This window comes from Flavonifractor sp. An112, from assembly GCF_002161085.1.
GTDB classification, from domain to species: domain Bacteria; phylum Bacillota; class Clostridia; order Oscillospirales; family Oscillospiraceae; genus Flavonifractor; species Flavonifractor avicola.
On sequence record NZ_NFLU01000017.1, the window covers coordinates 1 to 17,595 of the forward strand.

General features: G+C 62.5%; 18 protein-coding genes. 7 read left to right on the top strand and 11 right to left on the bottom strand.

Going from position 1 to position 17,595, the window contains the following annotated elements; translation table 11 throughout:
• Positions 1-121: 121 nt before the first annotated feature.
• Positions 122-1,153 carry a YARHG domain-containing protein gene (locus B5E56_RS12365; RefSeq protein WP_087390606.1) on the bottom strand — a complete coding sequence of 344 codons (1,032 nt, stop codon included), beginning with the start codon at positions 1,151-1,153 and terminating at the stop codon, positions 122-124.
• Positions 1,154-1,183: 30 nt separating this feature from the next.
• Positions 1,184-2,062: an aldose 1-epimerase family protein gene (locus B5E56_RS12370; RefSeq protein ID WP_087390609.1), complete on the bottom strand. Its 879-nt coding sequence runs from the start codon at positions 2,060-2,062 to the stop codon at positions 1,184-1,186.
• Positions 2,063-2,194: 132 nt separating this feature from the next.
• On the opposite strand from B5E56_RS12370, the gene B5E56_RS12375 reads away from it, so the two are divergent.
• The 4 genes from B5E56_RS12375 to B5E56_RS12390 all read left to right on the top strand — a co-directional run bounded on the left by B5E56_RS12375 (position 2,195) and on the right by B5E56_RS12390 (position 5,756).
• Complete coding sequence (locus B5E56_RS12375) at positions 2,195-3,001, top strand: TIGR04255 family protein (protein ID WP_087390612.1); 807 nt, start codon at positions 2,195-2,197, stop codon at positions 2,999-3,001.
• A gap of 8 nt (positions 3,002-3,009) precedes the next feature.
• Complete coding sequence (locus B5E56_RS12380; protein WP_158098721.1) at positions 3,010-3,513, top strand: GNAT family N-acetyltransferase; 504 nt, start codon at positions 3,010-3,012, stop codon at positions 3,511-3,513.
• 54 nt (positions 3,514-3,567) lie between these two features.
• Complete coding sequence (locus B5E56_RS12385) at positions 3,568-4,113, top strand: cysteine hydrolase family protein (protein ID WP_087390618.1); 546 nt, start codon at positions 3,568-3,570, stop codon at positions 4,111-4,113.
• A 194-nt stretch (positions 4,114-4,307) separates the two neighbouring features.
• On the top strand, positions 4,308-5,756 hold the full coding sequence (locus B5E56_RS12390) for a nicotinate phosphoribosyltransferase (protein WP_206404985.1): 1,449 nt from the start codon (positions 4,308-4,310) through the stop codon (positions 5,754-5,756).
• Between the two features lie 45 nt (positions 5,757-5,801).
• Here B5E56_RS12390 and B5E56_RS12395 read toward each other — a convergent pair whose 3' ends face one another.
• The 6 genes from B5E56_RS12395 to B5E56_RS12420 all read right to left on the bottom strand — a co-directional run bounded on the left by B5E56_RS12395 (position 5,802) and on the right by B5E56_RS12420 (position 8,945).
• A complete protein-coding gene (locus B5E56_RS12395) occupies positions 5,802-6,554 on the bottom strand; it encodes an exodeoxyribonuclease III (RefSeq protein ID WP_087189136.1) in 753 nt (250 codons plus the stop codon).
• On the bottom strand, positions 6,551-6,736 hold the full coding sequence (locus tag B5E56_RS12400) for a DUF6440 family protein (protein WP_087189135.1): 186 nt from the start codon (positions 6,734-6,736) through the stop codon (positions 6,551-6,553). The genes B5E56_RS12395 and B5E56_RS12400 overlap by 4 nt, the downstream gene beginning before the upstream one ends.
• A 12-nt stretch (positions 6,737-6,748) precedes the next feature.
• Positions 6,749-6,979: a permease of phosphate ABC transporter gene (locus B5E56_RS12405; RefSeq protein WP_164475039.1), complete on the bottom strand. Its 231-nt coding sequence runs from the start codon at positions 6,977-6,979 to the stop codon at positions 6,749-6,751.
• On the bottom strand, positions 6,976-7,431 hold the full coding sequence (locus B5E56_RS12410) for a methylated-DNA--[protein]-cysteine S-methyltransferase (protein WP_087390621.1): 456 nt from the start codon (positions 7,429-7,431) through the stop codon (positions 6,976-6,978). The genes B5E56_RS12405 and B5E56_RS12410 overlap by 4 nt, the downstream gene beginning before the upstream one ends.
• 1 nt (position 7,432) lies before the next feature.
• Positions 7,433-8,032 (bottom strand): transcriptional repressor LexA, encoded by a 600-nt coding sequence (lexA, locus tag B5E56_RS12415; protein ID WP_087272785.1) that lies wholly within the window; start codon positions 8,030-8,032, stop codon positions 7,433-7,435.
• Positions 8,033-8,105: 73 nt separating this feature from the next.
• A complete protein-coding gene (locus tag B5E56_RS12420) occupies positions 8,106-8,945 on the bottom strand; it encodes a MerR family transcriptional regulator (protein WP_087390623.1) in 840 nt (279 codons plus the stop codon).
• 94 nt (positions 8,946-9,039) lie between these two features.
• Between B5E56_RS12420 and B5E56_RS12425 the strand changes: the two genes are divergently transcribed.
• A complete protein-coding gene (locus B5E56_RS12425; protein WP_087390626.1) occupies positions 9,040-10,380 on the top strand; it encodes an MATE family efflux transporter in 1,341 nt (446 codons plus the stop codon).
• Positions 10,381-10,582: 202 nt separating this feature from the next.
• Here B5E56_RS12425 and B5E56_RS12430 read toward each other — a convergent pair whose 3' ends face one another.
• Positions 10,583-12,178 (bottom strand): MBL fold metallo-hydrolase RNA specificity domain-containing protein, encoded by a 1,596-nt coding sequence (locus B5E56_RS12430; RefSeq protein WP_087390629.1) that lies wholly within the window; start codon positions 12,176-12,178, stop codon positions 10,583-10,585.
• Positions 12,179-12,324: 146 nt separating this feature from the next.
• Between B5E56_RS12430 and B5E56_RS12435 the strand changes: the two genes are divergently transcribed.
• Together B5E56_RS12435 and B5E56_RS12440 are read left to right on the top strand one after the other, a co-directional pair.
• Positions 12,325-13,251, top strand: coding sequence for a LysR family transcriptional regulator (locus tag B5E56_RS12435; protein ID WP_087271658.1), 927 nt, complete (start codon positions 12,325-12,327; stop codon positions 13,249-13,251).
• Between the two features lie 164 nt (positions 13,252-13,415).
• Complete coding sequence (locus B5E56_RS12440; RefSeq protein WP_087390632.1) at positions 13,416-14,177, top strand: SDR family NAD(P)-dependent oxidoreductase; 762 nt, start codon at positions 13,416-13,418, stop codon at positions 14,175-14,177.
• A gap of 94 nt (positions 14,178-14,271) precedes the next feature.
• On the opposite strand, the gene B5E56_RS12445 is transcribed toward B5E56_RS12440, so the two are convergent.
• Together B5E56_RS12445 and B5E56_RS12450 are read right to left on the bottom strand one after the other, a co-directional pair.
• Entirely contained in the window at positions 14,272-16,404 is a 2,133-nt protein-coding gene (locus B5E56_RS12445; protein ID WP_087390635.1) for an S-layer homology domain-containing protein, read from the bottom strand.
• Positions 16,405-16,438: 34 nt separating this feature from the next.
• Positions 16,439-17,569: an S-layer homology domain-containing protein gene (locus tag B5E56_RS12450; RefSeq protein WP_158098722.1), complete on the bottom strand. Its 1,131-nt coding sequence runs from the start codon at positions 17,567-17,569 to the stop codon at positions 16,439-16,441.
• Positions 17,570-17,595 lie beyond the last annotated feature (26 nt).

The window sequence follows — 17,595 nt, forward strand, 5'->3', positions numbered from 1 at the left end:
GGGATGGGCTCGGCGGAGGGCGTCACCACCGGGGTGGGCGTGGCGGCGGCCTGTTCCCCGCCCTGTCCGGCGCAGCCGGTACACAGCAGCGCCGCCAGCAGCGCCAGGCAGCACAGTCGTCTCACTGCCGCCACCCCATCTCCCGCTCGTAGGCCAGGATGGTCTCCAGGTTGGCCTGCTCGTAGGCATTGAACACGCTGGTGTCAAAGGTGGAGGCGTTGAGCCCCTCCACCGGGGTGTACCAGTTCTGGCGGTCAAAATAGTCCTGGATCTCCTGGCTGGAGAACTGATAGCCATACCGGGCATAGATCTCGTTGCGGATCAGGCTTACCTCCTCCTTGGTGAAGGGGGCCAGATCGCTCTTATCGATGTACTGGCTGTCGGTGGGCAGCAGATAGTCGCTGTCCATGGTATCGGGATCGTCGTCGTCCCGGCTGCCCAGCAGCTCCAGCCAGATGTCGCCCCAGCCCGCCGATGCGGCCTGGCTGTAGGTGATGCCGTAGTAGGTCCACTCATGCAGGCCCTCGTCGTACCAGTAGGCCTCATAGGGGGAAGATCCGTCGGAGCTGCCGTTGACATAGAGGTTCATCCACTCATCCAGCCAGCCCTGCTCCCAGGCCTCCCGGAAGGTGGTTCCATTGATCCGGCCAGTGAGCAGTTGGTCCATATCCAGCTGAATGGGATAGCTGCTCTGCTCCTGATCGGGGGTCTGGGTGGGCTTGCCGTCCTCCTCCGGCGGCTCACTCTCAAGGGGCTGCGTCTCCATGACGTCGGAGGGGCTGGGGCTGGCCTCAGCATCGGAAGAAGTGGGCTTCAGAATGCCCATAGCCATCACCAGGACCACAATCGCGCCGATCACCAGCACACACAGAATCACCGCCAGGGCAATGTAGCCCCCCTTCCGGCGGGGCGGCTCCTGCTCAGGCTCGAACGGCTCTACAGGGGCCCGCCGGGGCGGCTCCTTGGGCTGCTCGTACCTGGGCTGCTCATATTCGGGCTGCTCGTATTTGGGCGGTTCCTGTCGGGGCTGCTCCGCCGGAGCCTGGGGTCTGAGCCGGGGCGGACGGCTTTCGGGCTTGGTGGTGGGCTTGCCGCACTTGTAGCAAAAGGCGGCGGTATCCGCCAGCTCCGCCCCGCAGTATTTACAAAACATGGTGCAGAAACTCCTTTCCGTCAAGCAGGCTTACAGGGTGTCCACCTGATAGCCCAGCGTGCGGCTCTCGCCAGGGGCCAGGGTGATGCAGTAGGCCTTGTCGGCCAGCTCCGGGCCCTCTCCCGCCTCGGCGGACATTCCGTGCCAGGGCTCGATGCACACATAGGGCGCAGCCTTGCCCGGCATGGACCACAGAGCCAGCAGCGGGAAGTCGTGGAAGCGCACCCGCACGCCCTTGCCGGACTTTTTGCTGTGCAGCTCCACCTGCCGGGACTTGAGGCCCCGGAAAATCAGGGTATCCATCTCGTCAAAGTATTTGTAGTCCAGGGGGAGCACGTCGGTGTCCTCCAGACAGGGCCGGGTGCGGTTGAGATCCACCCCGTTGGCGTCGGGCACCAGGGTGGGACAGGTCTCTTTCTGCTCAAAGCGCACCTCGTAGTCGGTAAAGGCCTCCCCCTCCTCCAGGGGGCAGCGGAAGCCGGTGTGGGCCCCCAGGCAGAAGGGCATGGGCTTGTCCCCGGTGTTGGTCACCGTCACAGAGGTGGTAAAGCCGGTATCGGTGAGCTGCTGGCGCACCACCAGCCGGAAGGGATAGGGATAGACCGCCAGAGTGTCGCCGCTCTCCCGCAGCTCCAGCTCCGCCCAGTCCTCCCCCTGCCCGGCCACCGCAAACTCGCTGGTGCGGGCAAAGCCGTGGCGGTTCATGGAGACCTCTTTCCCCTCAATGCGGACCTTACCGTCCTTCAGGCCGCCCACAATGGGGAACAGCAGGGGATTGCGCCCCGGCCAGTAGGCCGGATCTCCCGTCCAGATATATTCCAGGCCGTTTTCGTCCCGATAGGACACCAGCTCTCCGCCGTGAGTGGCCACCCTTGCGGTCCGCCCGCCCCGTTTCAGTTCCAGTTCCATCACATACGCCTCCTTGTGTTGCTACCTGCATTATACCGGCCCTTTTCCTCCAATGCAAGGCTGCGATGTTTGACATATGGCCGGTTCGGGGATAAAATAAGAGAGACTTTAGAATAGGAAGGAGCAGCCACTATGCTGTTTGCCCCATATGAGCGGTTCCATTATGTCCGTTCCCCCCTGGTGGAGGTCATCTGTCAGCTTCGCTTCCCCACCATTCTGTCCATCGGCGCCAATGAGCCCGCCGCCTTCCAGGAGGCCATCCGGAAAGACTTCCCCAAGTATATGACCCGGCAGGAGCAGCTGCCCCCCAAGGTGGTAAAGAAGGGTAACGCCACCGCCCTGGAGCCCCAGAAGCCCATCACCAACTACCACTTCATCTCGGAGGACGGCCGCTGGAAGATCAACCTGACCCAGAACTTTATCGCCCTGTCCACCCTGACCTATCAGCGGTGGGAGGACTTTGCCATCCGGCTGGACCAGGCTCTGGCCCAGTTCATCCAGATCTATCAGCCCGCCTACTTTGAGCGCATCGGCCTGCGGTACGTCAACGCGGTGTCCCGGAAGGCCCTGGGCCTGGAGGACCAGCTGTGGGACGATCTGATCCAGAGCCAGTATCTGGGCATCCTGGGCGAGCCCGACGTGGAGGAGAGCGAGATCGTCAAGTGCGCCCTGGATGTGGAGACCCCCCTGGTGGGTGGCTACCGCATGAAGCTCCATGCCGGTCCCGGCCTGGTGGGGGCCAACAATCCCCAGAACGCCAACCAGCCCAAGGAGACCCGGTTCATTCTGGACGGGGACTTCTCCGCCGCCGGTCAGATCAATGCCGACGCCGTGCCTGAGAAGCTGGAGAAAATGCACCGCTTTGCCGTCTGCCTCTTCCGGGGCGCGGTGACCAACACCCTCCACGAGGCCATGGGCCCCACCCCCATCGCCGAATGACCGGGGAGGTGACCATCCGTCCCGCCCGCCGGGAGGAACTGGAGGAGATCTGGGCCATGGTGGGCCGGGCGGTGGCCCACATGAACCAGCTGGGCAACCCCCAGTGGGGGGAGGACTACCCCACCCGGGACTTCTACGCCGGGGACATGAACCGGGGGGAGCTGTACGCCGCCTTCCTCGGCGGCAAGCTGGCCGGTGTGGCCTGCATCAATACCAGCGAATCTCCCGAGTACGATCCCCTGCCCTGGACCACCAGCCGCCCCGCCGTGGTGATCCACCGCATGGCCATTGATCCTACCTTCCAGCGTCATGGGGTGGGCTCCGCCCTCTTCGCCTTTGCCGAGGAGGAAGCCCGCCGCCGGGGCATTGCCGCCATGCGTATCGACACCTATTCCCTCAATGACCGGATGCAGGCTCTGATCCGCAAGATGGGCTTTTCCAAGGTGGGGGAGATCCACCTTCACGGTCGGCCCCTCACCTACCCCTGCTTTGAAAAGTCCCTTGCAATTTAAGGGACGCGCGCCTATAATAGACAGGTATCTTGACACCAAAAGGAGGAAAAGGCCATGAAACGTCTGCTGCTGGTGGTGGACTACCAGAAGGACTTTGTGGACGGCGCCCTGGGCTTTGCCGGGGCGGAAACCCTGGACGGCCCCATTGCGGAGAAAATCGCCGCTTACCACGCCGCCGGGGACGACGTGGCCTTTACCCTGGACACCCACCAGGAAAACTACCTGGACACCCAGGAGGGGCGGAAGCTGCCGGTGCCCCACTGTCTGATGAATTCGGAGGGCTGGCAGCTCTACGGCAAAACCGGACAGGCCATAGACAGGAGCCGGGATATGGTGGTATGCAAGCCCGCCTTCCCCTCCCTGTGGCTGGGCAACTGGCTCAAAAGCCAGGGGTATGACCGCATTGAGCTGGTGGGGCTGGTGTCCTACCTGTGCGTGCTGTCCAACGCCATCATGGCCAAGGCCGCCCTGCCTGAGGCGGAGCTGGTGGTGGATGCCGCCTGCACCGCCGGTCCCGACCCCGTCCTCCACCACAACGTGCTGGACCTGATGGAGGCCCTGCAGATCACGGTCATCAACCGGGAGGTTACAACACCATGAAGGAACATATGAACTACACCCTGCTCTGTGATTTCTACGAGCTCTCTCCCAGGTGAATGTCCCATTCACCTGGGGTCCCAATCCCATTTAATATGCGGGCGGCGAAACTGAATTCCGCCGCCCTGCGCCGCTTACCGCGGCGCCCCGCCTTGCGGGGCCCCATGGTGAGCCATAAACCGGGAGGTTTGAACGCCATGAAGGAACATATGAACTACACCCTGCTCTGTGATTTTTACGAGCTCACCATGGGCAACGGCTATTTCCAGACGCCGGGCTACACCGAGCAGATTTGTTATTTCGACGTCTTTTTCCGCAACGTGCCTGACGGCGGCGGCTTCGCCATTGCCGCCGGTCTGGAGCAGGTCATCGACTATGTGGAGCGGCTCCACTTCGATGAGGAGGACATTGCCTATCTGCGGGGCAAGGGCTGCTTCTGCGAGGGCTTTTTGGAGTATCTGAAGAACTTCAAGTTCACCGGCGACATCTGGGCGGTACCCGAGGGCACCCCTATCTTCCCCCGGGAGCCCTTCCTCACCGTCCGGGCCCCCGCCATTGAGGCTCAGTTTATTGAGACCTTCCTGCTGCTCACCCTGAACCACCAGTCCCTCATCGCCACCAAGACCAACCGCATCGTGCGGGCGGCGGACGGGCGGCCGGTGAGCGAGTTCGGCTCCCGCCGGGCCCAGGGTCCCGACGCCGCCATTCTGGGCGCCCGTGCCTCCTATATCGCCGGCTGCGCAGGCACCGCCTGCACCCTGGCTGACGAGGTATACGGCTCCCCCGCCGGGGGCACCATGGCCCACTCCTGGGTCCAGATGTTCCCCGACGAGTATACCGCCTTTAAAACCTACTGCCAGCTCTATCCCCACTCCGCCACCCTGCTGGTGGACACCTACAACGTGCTGAAGTCCGGCGTGCCCAACGCCATCCGCGCCTTCAAGGAAGTGCTGCTCCCCCAGGGCATCACCAACTGCGCCATCCGGCTGGACTCGGGCGACCTCACCTACCTGTCCCGGAAGGCCCGGCGGATGCTGGACGCGGCGGGGCTCACCGAGTGCAAGATCGTGGCCTCCAACTCCCTGGACGAGTATATCATCCGGGACCTGCTGCTCCAGGGGGCCCAGATCGACTCCTTCGGCGTGGGCGAGCGGCTCATCACCTCCAAGAGCGAGCCGGTGTTCGGCGGCGTGTACAAGCTGGCCGCCATCGAGGACAAAGAGGGGAATATTATCCCCAAGATCAAGATCAGCGCCAACCCGGACAAGATCACCAACCCCGGCTTCAAGAAGGTGTACCGCCTCTTTGACAACGAGACGGGGAAGGCCTTTGCCGATCTCATCACTCTGTGGGACGAGACGGTGGACGAGAGTAAGCCTCTGGAGCTCTTCGACCCGGACGCCACCTGGAAGCGCAGCGTGTTCACCAACTTCACCGCCAGGGAGCTGCTGGTGCCGGTGTTCCAGGGCGGCAAGCGGGTGTACGACTCCCCGCCCATCGCCGAGATGCGGGCCTGGTGCGCCGGGCAGATCGACCTGCTGTGGGACGAGGTAAAGCGATTTGAGAACCCCCACAACTACTATGTGGACCTGTCCCAGAAGCTGTGGGATCTGAAGCAGAGCCTGCTGACCCGGGAAGGGAAATAAATAAACAGGACTGCCGCAAACTGTGCGGCAGTCCTGTTTTTTGTCTTATTCCAGATCCAGCTCCACCGGGCAGTGGTCGCTGCCGGTGACGTCGGCATGGATGATCTGGTCCTTCACCCGGGGCAGCAGACGCTCCGACACGATGAAGTAGTCGATGCGCCACCCGGCGTTGTTCTTCCGGGCGTTGAAGCGGTAGCTCCACCAGGTATAGGCCCCGGTCTTGTCTGGGTAGAGGGCACGGAAGCTGTCGGCAAAACCGCTCTGCAGCAGGGTAGTCATCTTGCCCCGCTCCTGGTCGGAGAAGCCTGCGTTGCCCCGGTTGGTCTTGGGGTTTTTCAGGTCAATCTCCTCATGGGCCACGTTCAAATCGCCGCACAACACCACCGGCTTCTTCTGGTCCAGGGTCATCAGGTAGGCCCGGAAATCGTCCTCCCACTGCATCCGGTAGTCGATGCGGGCCAGCCCCTCCTTGGCGTTGGGGGTGTAACAGCACACCAGATAGAAGTCCTCATACTCCGCCGTAATCACCCGGCCCTCGGTGTCGTGCTCCGGGATACCCAGGCCGTAGGTCACGGCCAGAGGCTCGGTTTTGGTGATGAGGGCGGTACCGGAGTAGCCCTTCTTCTCGGCGCTGTTCCAGTAGATGTGGTAGCCAGGCAGATCCAGCTCGATCTGGTGGGGCTGGAGCTTGGTCTCCTGGAGACAGAAGGCGTCGGCGTCCATCTCCTTAAAAAAGTCCAGAAAGCCCTTGCCCAGGCAGGCCCGCAGGCCGTTGACGTTCCAGGTGATCAGCTTCATTCCCAGTCCTCCGCCTTCCATTTCATGGGTTTTCCGTCGCTGTCCAGCAGCGGGGTGATACCGCCGGCATATCCGTCGTGCATCTCCAGGTAGAGCATACCGGTCTTGGTATCCAGCAGAACCCGGGTGGCATCGGCCACACCCTGGGTGTAGATCACCTGAAAGCGCTTATCCTTTCCCATAGACACGCTCCTTTATTCCTTTCGCATCTCACCCTCCAGATGGGGGAGGAATTTCAGCATAATGGGCAGATAGGTGGCCACAAAGACCACCACCGCCCCCAGGGCCGCCCACTTCCGCGCCCGTTTGGGGGCGGCCAGGCCCAGCATGACCCCGGCAGCGCACAGGCACAGCTTCACCAGGGCCAGGTCCTTCCAGTTCATCTTTGCGATATAGGCGTCGGCGGCAGAAAACAGTCTCCTCATAAGATTCCCTCCAGTCGCAGCAGCCATTCCTTCAGTTCCAGTCCGCCCCCGTAGCCAGTGAGGGTTCCATTAGCCCCCACCACCCGGTGGCAGGGTAAAAAGATGGGCAGGGGATTGCGGTGGTTGGCCTGGCCTACCGCCCGGCTGCCCTTGGGGCAGCCCACCCGGCGGGCCAGTTCTCCGTAAGTAATGGTCTGCCCGTAGGGGATCTCCGCCAGAGCGGACCACACCCGCTGTTGAAAAGGGGTACCCTGTGGGGCAAGGGGCAGGTCAAAGTCCCGCCGTTCCCCCGCCAGATAGGCCAGCAGCTCCTCCCGCCCCCGGACGAGCAGGGGCGTCTCCTCCCCCGCCGGAGGCATGGGGGAATTGGGCAGGTACAGGGCGGTCAGCCCGCCCCCGTCCTCCTCCAGAGCCATAGGCCCAACGGGGGTATCAAAGACCACCCGGTTCATCTCAGTACCGCCGCACCACGGCGGTGACCTTGCCCAGGATGGCGCAGCCCTCGCCGTCGATGGGCTCGTAGTCCGGGTTCTCCGGCATAAGCCACACATGGCCGTCCTTCCGGCGGAGGGTTTTCACGGTAGCCTCGTCCTCAAAGAGGGCCACCACGATCTCCCCGCTGTGGGCGTCGGCCTGCTGGTGGACGATCACCAGGTCCCCGGGCAGGATACCGGCATACTTCATGGACTCCCCCCGCACCTTCAGGGCAAAATACTCTCCCGGCCGCCCGCCGGTGTCAAAGGTCAGGTAGTCCTCAATGCACTCCTGGGCCAGAATGGGGGACCCGGCAGCCACGCTGCCCACCACCGGCACCTTATCCTCCGGGACGGCCGGGGTCTCCGGCTGGGCCACGGTGATGGAGCGGGTCTTACCCTCCGCCTTGTTGATGAGGCCTGCTGCCTCCAGCCCCTTCAGGTGGAAGTGGACGGTGGAGGGGGATTTCAGCCCCACATAGGCCCCGATCTCCCGGACGGAGGGGGGATAGCCGTGCTCCGCCGAGAAGGAAATAATATAGTCGTAGATCTGCTGCTGCTTGGGCGAGAGCGTTTTCATGGCAGACCCTCCTTTGGTCAGTTTTATCCGACCTCAGTATACCATAATCCCCTCAATATTGCAAACATTTGTTCTAAATTTGCTCAAAATTCTCCCCGGACAGGTGCACCGACAGCCGCAGCAGGTACTGGTCGTAGCCCTTGCCCGCCAGCTCGTCCAGCAGCACGTCCTCCCAGAACAGTTCTCCCAAAGTCAGGCCGTGGGCGTCGGCCCAGTCCAGTAGCCGCTGGTAGCCCTCCCGCACGGTGTCAAAGCCGCCGGCATGGAAGTAGGTCAGATAGCGCCCTGCCGGGGCAGTGAGCAGCCGCACCCCCCGGATGGGCTTGTCCACCTGGGTGTAGCAGTAGGTATAGCCCTCCCAGTTCCCCCGCCGGGCAGCCTCCACCGGCAGGATGGCCCCCAGGGCATAGGGACTGGCCACCTGATGGGCCTCACAGTATTCCAGGTGACGGGCCATGATGCGGGCATATTTGCCCGCGTCGGTGATACCGGGGGCGGCGGTGGCCACATACCACCGCTGGGGCCACTCCTCCAACCTTACCTCGCCGGGCTGGACGGCCAGGGCCTGCCGGGTCAGCTCTGCTTTCCGCCGGATCAGGGTCCGCAGCCGCCGCAGCCGGGACAGCTTCTCCGTCAGGGCGGCCTCCTCCTCCTTCAGCAGTTCCAGCAAGGTCTCCGGGCTGCGCCGGTCCAGGTAGGCCTTGATGTCGGACAGGGGCATCCCCAGTTCTTTGAGGCTGGAAATGACCTGAAATACCTCGATCTGCACCGGGGCGTAGTAGCGGTAGCCGTTCTCCCCCCGGATGGCGGGAGAGAAGATGCCGGTTTCATCGTAGTGAAACAGGGTGTGCTTGGTGACGCCGCACAAGGCCGCAAACTCCCCGGTGGTAAAGCGCATCTCTGTTTGATCCATGGCCCAAACCTCCCTCTTGACTATCGGGTTACCCGATAGCTTATCATGATTTGTGCTGCTTGTAAACGCTTACTGGAAATGGAGGGAACACGCCATGAAAAACCGGTTGGATCAGGACTTTACCCTGGGCGGACTGCTCCGCTTTGCCCTGCCCACCACCATCATGATGCTGGTGACCTCCCTGTACACCATTGTGGACGGGGTGCTCACCTCCCAGCTGGTGGGAGAGAACGCCCTGGCCGCCATCAACATCGCCTATCCCGCTGTCAGCATCGTGCTGGCGATGGGTATCATGTTGGGCACCGGCGGCAGCGCCGTGGTGTCCCACCGGATGGGGACGGGGGACCTGGAGGGAGCCCGGCACACCTTTGGTTTTCTGGCCGTGACGTCAGTGTGCGCCGGGGTATTCTTTGCCATGCTGGCCGTCTTTGGAGCGGAGCCGCTGGCCCGCCTGCTGGGGGCCAGCGACCTGCTGTTGGATGACGCCGCCTGCTACCTGCGGATTCTGCTGATGTTCGCCCCCATGGCCATGCTCCAGCTGCTCTTTGAGAGCTTCTTTGTGGCGGCGGGCAAGCCCGGCCTGGGGCTGGGGCTCACCATCGCCGCAGGGGTCACCAACGGCGTACTGGATTGGCTGTACATGGGGCCGCTGCAAATGGGCATCGCCGGAGCTGCCGTAGCCACCGTCACCGGTTACTGTATCCCGGCGGTGTGCGGCGTGCTCTTTTTCCTCACCCGAAAGGAGGGGCTGCGCTTCTCCCGGCCCCAGCCCAACTGGCGGCTGCTGGGCAAGGCCTGCTTCAACGGCTCCTCTGAGATGGTGACCAACCTGTCCACCGCCGTCACCACCTTTTTCTTCAACGCCATTATGATGGAGCTGCTGGGGGAGCCGGGGGTGTCCGCCATCACCATCGTGCTCTACGCCCAGTTCCTGCTGGTGGCCCTGTTCCTGGGCTTCTCCATGGGCGTAGCCCCGGTGTTCAGCTTCAACCAGGGGGCGGAGCGGTATGACCGGCTGCGGGCCACCTTCCGCCACTGCGCCCGGTTCATCCTGTGCGCCGCCGTGGGTATTCTGACCGCCGCTCTCGTGCTGGCCCCGGTCATCGTTGGGGTGTTCTCCCCCGCCGGTACCCAGGTCAACGCCCTGGCCCTGGAGGGCTTCCACCTCTTTGCACCCACCTTTCTCTTTGCGGGGATCAATATTTTCGCCTCCGCCCTCTTCACCGCCCTGTCCGACGGGCGGACCTCCGCCCTCATCTCCTTCGCCCGCACCTTCGGCTTCCTGATGGCCGGGCTGCTCCTGCTGCCCCGGATCATCGGGGTCACCGGCGTATGGATCGCGGTGCCGGTGGCAGAGGCTGTCTCCTGCCTGCTGTCCATCGGTTTTCTGTGGCACCACCGGACCAAATTCGGCTACGGGGCCATTCCCGCATAACAAAAAGGGTCTGTTGCAAAATGTGCAGCTCGTACAAAGACCCGTCATTCCGAGAAAAACGGCCGCCCACCGGGCGGCCGTTTTTCGTGGGAATCCGCCCCTTTTGCCGGGGAAACGGATTGCCACGCCAGTGTGCGCACTGGCTCGCAATGACAGGTTTGTGCAAAACAGCTATTTTGCAACAGGCCCTTTGTTATGGGGTTCAGCGGTCCCACTTCTCGATGAGGGCACGCAGCTGGTCGGCAAACTTGCCCAGATCCTTGTTGGTGCCGCCCTTGTTGTGGGAGATGACCTCCATCAGCTTGCGGCCCACTTCCTCCAGCCGCTGGTAGGCGGGAGAGGCACCGGGGGTGGCTGCGGGCTTCTGCTCCGGCGGCAGGCCAGGAGCCAGCATCTTGTTGGACAGCAGGTCGTAGACCTCCTCATAGTTGGGGGCGTGGGCGGCCAGCCCCATCTGGCGCAGGGTGTTGGCGTAAATCTCAGTGACCTCCGCGTCGCCGTGGACCACAAAGACCTGCCGGGGCTTGGGGTTATAGCTCTCGATCCACCGCAGCAGGCCGTCCTTGTCGGCGTGGGAGCTGAGGCCGTGGAAGTTGACGATTTTGGCCCGGACGGCGATCTCCTCGCCGAAGAGCTTTACCGACGTGACCCCGTTGATGAGCCGGCGGCCCAGGCTGCCCTCGGCCTGGAAGCCCACAAAGACTACGGTACACTCGGGCCGCCACAGGTTATGTTTCAGATGGTGGCGGATCCGGCCGGCATCGCACATACCGGAGGCAGAGATGATGACCCGGGGGGTCTTGTCCTGATTAAGGGCCCGGGACTCCTCGCTGGACTCGGTGATGGTGAGGCCTGGGAACTGGAACAGGGCCCCTCCCTTCAGGGCGGCGATGGCCTCCTCGTCCAGATAGCCGTGGAGGTCACCGGAGAAGATGCGGGTGGCCTCGCCCGCCAGGGGGGAGTCCACCACCACCTGGAAGTTGGGCACGCTCTTCACCAGCCCCTGCTCCTTCATCTCCCGCATGAAATAGAGCAGCTCCTGGGTGCGGCCCACGGCGAAGGATGGGATAATCACGTTGCCCCCCTTGCCCAGGGTCTCGTCAATGATGGCGGCCAGGTCGCCGGTGTAGTCCGGCTTCTCGCTCATGTCGTGGAGCCGGTCGCCGTAAGTACTTTCCGTCAGAACGTAGTCGGCCTCCCGGATGTACTCCGGGTCCCTGATAATGGGCTGGTCCCGGTTGCCGATATCGCCGGAGAATACCACCTTCCGGGTCTCCTCCCCTTCGGTGAGCCACATTTCCACGCTGGCCGAGCCCAACAGGTGGCCCGCGTCCACAAAGCGCACCTTCACCCCGTCCTCGATCTGGAGGCGGGTGCCGTACTCACAGGTGACGATATGCTTGATGGCGGCCTCGGCGTCGGCCACGGTGTACAGGGGCTCCACCGGCTCGGCCCCGGCGCGCTTGCCCTTCTGGTTCTGCCACTGGGCGTCGCTCTCCTGGATGTGGGCCGAGTCCCGCAGCATAATGCTCAGCAGCTGCCCCGTGAGACGGGTGCAGTAGATGTTGCCTTCAAAGCCCTGCTTCACCAGCAGGGGGATGCGGCCGGAGTGGTCGATGTGGGCGTGGGTGACCACCACCGCATCGATGTACCCGGCATTGAAGTCCAGCTCCTGGTTGTCCCGCTCGTCCCTGCCCTGCTGCAGGCCGCAGTCCACCAGGATCTTCTTCCCGCCGCACTCCACACAGTGGCAGCTGCCGGTCACGGCACGGGCTGCGCCGAAAAAGGTCAGTTTCATGGGGCACCTCCTTGTGCATTTTCTACAAGTGTATTGTACTCCCAAAACCCGTCGGTGTAAATAGTGGAGTGACCGGGTCGGCCCGGGATGATTTCTTTCCTTTTTTGCCGGAATCCGGTATAATACGGGGGAAAGGGCGTGAGTCAATGGAGTTTTCCCAACTCAACTACTTCCGCACCGTGGCCCGCACGGGAAATATCTCCCAGGCGGCCCGGGAGCTGTTTGTCACCCAGCCCAACCTGAGCCGCTCCATTGCCCGGCTGGAGGGGGAGCTGGGGGTCCCCCTCTTTGAGCACCGGAAGGGCAAGGTGGTGCTCAACGAATATGGCCGGATCTTTCTCTCCGGGGTGGAGAACGCCTTCGGGGAGCTGAACGCCTGCATCCAGACGGTACAGCGGTTATATGAAAACAACCAGAATATCCTCTCTCTGGGCTGCTCCATCGACGGCTTTCTCCCCGACATCCTCCAGCCCTTCTCCCGGGCCCACCCGGAGATCGGCATCCGCCAGTACCAGGGGGACGCCTCCCGGCTGGCCCAGCAGCTGGTGGAGCGCACCCTCACCCTGGCGGTCACCCCCTACCCCCTCAACCACAATCTGCTCACCTTCCGCCTGCTGGGGGAGATGGACTACGGCCTGTTTGTCCACCGGGACCACCCCCTGGCAAAGGAAACCGTGGTGGAGCTAAAGGCGCTGGCCTGTCAGCCTCTGATCTGCGACGCCTCCCGGCTGGACGCCAAAACCCTCCGCTCCATCTGCCGGGCCCGGGGTTTTGAACCCACCCTGGCCTACGAGGTGGAGAGCACCAGCCTGGTCTACCGCCTGCTGGAGCAAAAGGCCGGGGTGGCCGTGATGCCGGTATCCCAGATGCTGCGGCTGCGGGCCCTCTTCCCCGACAGCCCTATTCTGGTCATTCCCCTGGAGGAGGGGGTCCCTCCCGCCAGCCTGGGGGTGTCCTACCACAAGGGTTATCCCCTCACCGACGCAGCCAACGCCTTCATCCAGTTTGCCATCGACTTGCTGGTGCAGGAGAAGGTGCGGATGGCCGCCGCAGGTATAACTTCAAAAGCATAGTGCTGCGCCGCAAGGGGCATTTTGAAAGTCCCCTCTATTCCGCTGTGATACCTTTAGTATAGCGGAACAGAGGGGACTTTCTCTATACCTATTTTGTATGACTCAGGTCTGTTCTGATTAACGGCGGCAGGGCCGCCCACAACATAGAAAGGATGAACAACCCCATGAAACGTCTGGAAGGAAAAGTCGCTATCATCACCGGCGCCAACGCCGGCATCGGCAAGGCCACCGCAGCTCTCTTCGCCCGGGAGGGCGCCAACCTGGTTCTGGCTGCCCGCCGGCTGGATAAACTGAAGGAAGTGGAGGAGTACGCCGCCTCTCTGGGTGTGAAGGCCATCTCCGTGTCCACCGATGTCAGCGTGGCCGCTGACTGCCGCCGTCTGGTGGATACCTGCGTAGAGACCTTCGGCCGGGTGGATATCCTGGTGAACAACGCCGGTATCGACGACAAGAATATGTCCATCACCAACTGCGACGAGGAGCTGTGGAACAAGGTCATCGCCGTGGATCAGACCTCGGTGTACTACATGATGCGGGAGGCCCTGCGGTACATGGCCCCCGCCGGCTCCGGCTCCATCGTCAACATCTCCTCCATCGGCGCCACCCGTTCCAACGCCGGTGTGTCCTACACCGCCGCCAAGATGGCGGTCATCGGCATGACCAAGAACGTGGCCATCCAGTTTGCCGGCAAGGGCATCCGGGTCAACGCCGTCTGCCCCGGCCCCACCCAGACCGACATCTTTGATCCCGCCAATCTGGCCACCTTCGACAACGACTTCTGTCACCTGTGCGGCAAGCACTTTGACGGCTCCCTGCCCCGCACCCAGCCCGAGGATCAGGCCAACGCCATCCTCTTCTTCGCCAGCGACGAGTCCAAGGCCATCAACGGCGAGACCCTGGTGGTGGACTACGGCGCTACCATCTGATCCCAAGCTTCTCATCACATAAAAGGCCCCGGCGGAAGACCAAAATGGTCTTCCGCCGGGGCCTTTTGTGGTGAAATATTTAGACAAAGCACAGTCAGTTCATAGGTACGACCCGGATGGCCACGGCTATGGGGGTGCTGCCGCTGTAGATATAGCCCACGGATACCATAGTCTGAATGTTGGGGAAGCTGCCCAGGTTGTACACATCGTAGGTGTAGCCGTAGCTGATTCCGCCCTGGCTGTTGGAGAAACGGAAGCCGTGGCCCTCCAGCATGGTGATGTAGAGATCCATCACGGTTCTCCGGTTGCTGGACCCGCCGGGGATGTCACTCAGCTTATAGATGTACATGGTGGCGTCCCCGTCAGGATCCTCCTCCATGGTGGGCACGCCAAACATGGCGCCGAAATCGGGCACATTGGGATACTTGCTGTAGGTGGCGTCCATATCCATGCCGCCGGTATTGCCGCCGGAACTTCCGCCGGAGGAGGAACCGTTATCGTCGCCGTCACCATCGCTGTCACCGCCGCCTTCCCAGCCGCCGCTGGAGCCGCCGCCCAGGGTAATGGTGTAGGTACCCCGGTCGCCCAGATCGTCAATGACGCGGAAGTCGCCTCCCACGGTGGTGACGGTGGAGGGAGTGGGGCCGCTGTACTCTCTCACGGTGACCTTCACATAGCCGGTGGAGTGGGCCAGGACGGGGTGGGACATGGTGGTGCGGTTGTAGCTTCTGCCGTCGATGACCACGGTGTCGTTCTGGATCAGCACGGTGATGTCGCTCTTGTTGCGGACCAGCAGGTAGACCTCGATCTCGCTGCCGTCGTCAGAGTAGGGGTACTTCTGGGTCTTGCCGTAGTAGAATTCCACATTTTCGTCGCTGTACAGCTTCTCCTTGCCGCTGACGGCAGGGATGGTGTCGTCGGTCTTGCCGGTGTACAGGTTGGTGGCGTCAAAGCGGGCATAGGTGGTCTTGGAGCCGCTGCCCACGCCGCCCAGGATCACCCGGAACTGTCCGCCCACGGTCTGGATGCTGTTCAGGTTCACCAGGGAGGAATCGTAGTTCTGGATGGTGACCTTGACGGTGCCGGTGGAATTGGCCGACACGTCGGCGCTCATGACCAGGTCGTTGAAGGTGTAGCCGTTGAGGCTCACCGCATCGGCCTGGACGGTGATGGTGCTCCCCGTCTTGTTGGTCACGTCCAGATAGAGCTCGGCCTCGCCGGCGTCATATCTGCTCTTCTGAACCTTGGAGAACTTGATGCTGACATTGGAGTCCTCATAGAGGGGCTGGGTGGACAGGGCCCGCCTGGACACGGTGACGGTGCAGGTGGCCTTGACGCCGCTGGAGGCGGCGGCGGTGATAACAGCGGTGCCGGGGGCCACGGCGGTGACGGTACCGTCGGCGGCCACGGTGGCCACGCTCTTGTTGGAGCTGGTCCAGGTCAGAGCCTCAGTGGAGTTGGCGGGGGTAACGGAGGCGGTAAGCTTGCCGCTCTCACCCTGCTGAATGGCCAGGGTGGTCTTATCCAGGGTGATGGCGGTAATGGTCACCGGCTTCTCCTCCAGGGTCACCTGGCGGCGCTGGTCGGGCAGCGCCATACGGGAGACGATGGTGGCCACCGAGGCGCGGTCAATGGGAGTCTCAGGCAGGAAGGTGCCGTACTTGTCGCTGCCGGTGAGAATGCCCGCCCGGTAAAGGGTGTAGATATCCTCATAGTTGGCGGACCCGGCGGCCAGGTCGGGGATGTCCCCGTTCTCGATGGTGTTGATGGCCTCCAGTTCCTCGGCGGGCAGGGCCTTCACCAGGATGCCGGCAAACTGGCGGCGGGTGGCGTTGGCGTTGTAGTCGGTGAACTGGCCGGCGGTGATGATGCCGTTTTCCACCGCGTAGTCCACATACACCTGATACCAGGGCTCACCCTGCTGGAAGTCGGCCTTGCCGGTGTGGTAGATGCTGTGCAGGCGGCAGGCCAGCGCCAGCGTGGAGCTGATGGTCAGATTCTGGGTGGGAGAGAAGGTGTTGCCGCTGCTTCCCTTCACCAGGTCCAGCTCGTAGGCCTTCTGCACGCTCTCGGCGTACCAGCTGGAGGCAGCCACGTCGGTAAATTTTCCGGCGGGATAGTCATTGACCTTTTTGAAGTGGTCCATGTTGTCTGCCGCCAGTGCCGCCGGCATCAGGCCCACCATGAGGGCAAGGGCCATCAGCAGGCTCAGCAGTTTGCGTTTCATCTCAGTTCCTCCTTGTCATTGACTTGCGGGCTTGTTATCCCAGGGTGGCAATAATCTCCTGTATGGCGGCGATCCGCCTCTCAGCTTTGTCCATGGACGCGCAGCCCTGATCAAAATAGAGACTCCAGGTATATTTGTTGATCTTGTTCTGGTGCCCGCTGCACTCATTCCACAGGTCATCTCGGGTCACTTTGATCAGCTCCTGGAGGCTGGTGTATCCGTCATAGGAGATGGGAATGGCATCCACATTCTTCAGCACATCCCGGGCCAGATCCAAAAATCCCACAGCCGTCACACCATTGGTCATGATCAAAAGGGTGGATGTGGGACCCACCAGATTGGGCATGGAAGAGTCCTCCACGATCTTGGCCGATCTCTGTCCGCCGGCAATGGCCTCACCAGCCTTGTCGATGTCATTCTTCAGGCTGCTCAGCTGTCCGGGGGTGAGCGTCGGGGTGCCGGGGGTGGGCTCCGGCTCCTTCTCCTCCAGGGTCAGCTGCTTGCGCTGGCCAGGCAGAGCCATACGGGAAACGATGGTGGCTACCGACGCCCGGTCAATGGGCGTCTCCGGCTGGAAGGTGCCGTACTTGTCGCTGCCGGTGAGGATGCCCGCCCCGTACAGGAAATAGATGAGCGCCCCATAGGAGGAGCCAATATCCACATCGGGGATGTCCCCCGGCTCAATCTGGTTGATGACCTTCAGCGCGTCAGAGGGCAGAGACTTGGCCAGGATGCCGGCAAACTGGCGGCGGGTGGCGTTGGCGTTATAATCGGTAAACTCGTCACTGGCGATGATATCGTTTGAAATGGCGTAGTCCACATACACCTGGTACCAGGGCTCCCCCTGCTGGAAGTCGGCCTTGCCGGTGTGGTAGATGCTGTGCAGGCGGCAGGACAAAGCCAGGGCGGAGCCGATGGTGATGTTCTGAGTAGGAGAGAAGGTGGTGGCGCTGCTCCCCTTCACCAGGTCCAGCTCATAGGCGTCCTTCACGCTGCCGGCATACCAGCTGTCGGCTGCCACGTCGGTAAAGGTTCCGGCGGTGTAAGTATTGACCTTCTGAAAGTTATCCAGGCTCTCCGCCGCCAGGGCCGCCCCGGGCAGCAGGGACACAGACAGCGCCAGGGCCAGCGCCCCGGCGCAGATCTTTTTTCCAATGAATCTCATGTGATCTGCTCCTCTCATTTGGTGGA

Bases quoted from the DNA above. Each gene is read 5' to 3' on its own strand.
- B5E56_RS12430 (WP_087390629.1), bottom strand. From the start codon at position 12,178: ATGAAACTGACCTTTTTCGGCGCAGCCCGTGCCGTGACCGGCAGCTGC.
- B5E56_RS12420 (WP_087390623.1), bottom strand. From the start codon at position 8,945: ATGGATCAAACAGAGATGCGCTTTACCACCGGGGAGTTTGCGGCCTTG.
- B5E56_RS12365 (WP_087390606.1), bottom strand. From the start codon at position 1,153: ATGTTTTGTAAATACTGCGGGGCGGAGCTGGCGGATACCGCCGCCTTT.
- B5E56_RS12375 (WP_087390612.1), top strand. From the start codon at position 2,195: ATGCTGTTTGCCCCATATGAGCGGTTCCATTATGTCCGTTCCCCCCTG.
- B5E56_RS12425 (WP_087390626.1), top strand. From the start codon at position 9,040: ATGAAAAACCGGTTGGATCAGGACTTTACCCTGGGCGGACTGCTCCGC.
- B5E56_RS12435 (WP_087271658.1), top strand. From the start codon at position 12,325: ATGGAGTTTTCCCAACTCAACTACTTCCGCACCGTGGCCCGCACGGGA.
- B5E56_RS12405 (WP_164475039.1), bottom strand. From the start codon at position 6,979: ATGAGGAGACTGTTTTCTGCCGCCGACGCCTATATCGCAAAGATGAAC.
- B5E56_RS12370 (WP_087390609.1), bottom strand. From the start codon at position 2,062: ATGGAACTGGAACTGAAACGGGGCGGGCGGACCGCAAGGGTGGCCACT.
- B5E56_RS12400 (WP_087189135.1), bottom strand. From the start codon at position 6,736: ATGGGAAAGGATAAGCGCTTTCAGGTGATCTACACCCAGGGTGTGGCC.
- B5E56_RS12450 (WP_158098722.1), bottom strand. From the start codon at position 17,569: ATGAGATTCATTGGAAAAAAGATCTGCGCCGGGGCGCTGGCCCTGGCG.
- B5E56_RS12395 (WP_087189136.1), bottom strand. From the start codon at position 6,554: ATGAAGCTGATCACCTGGAACGTCAACGGCCTGCGGGCCTGCCTGGGC.
- B5E56_RS12440 (WP_087390632.1), top strand. From the start codon at position 13,416: ATGAAACGTCTGGAAGGAAAAGTCGCTATCATCACCGGCGCCAACGCC.
- B5E56_RS12390 (WP_206404985.1), top strand. From the start codon at position 4,308: ATGAAGGAACATATGAACTACACCCTGCTCTGTGATTTTTACGAGCTC.
- B5E56_RS12385 (WP_087390618.1), top strand. From the start codon at position 3,568: ATGAAACGTCTGCTGCTGGTGGTGGACTACCAGAAGGACTTTGTGGAC.
- B5E56_RS12410 (WP_087390621.1), bottom strand. From the start codon at position 7,431: ATGAACCGGGTGGTCTTTGATACCCCCGTTGGGCCTATGGCTCTGGAG.
- lexA (WP_087272785.1), bottom strand. From the start codon at position 8,032: ATGAAAACGCTCTCGCCCAAGCAGCAGCAGATCTACGACTATATTATT.
- B5E56_RS12445 (WP_087390635.1), bottom strand. From the start codon at position 16,404: ATGAAACGCAAACTGCTGAGCCTGCTGATGGCCCTTGCCCTCATGGTG.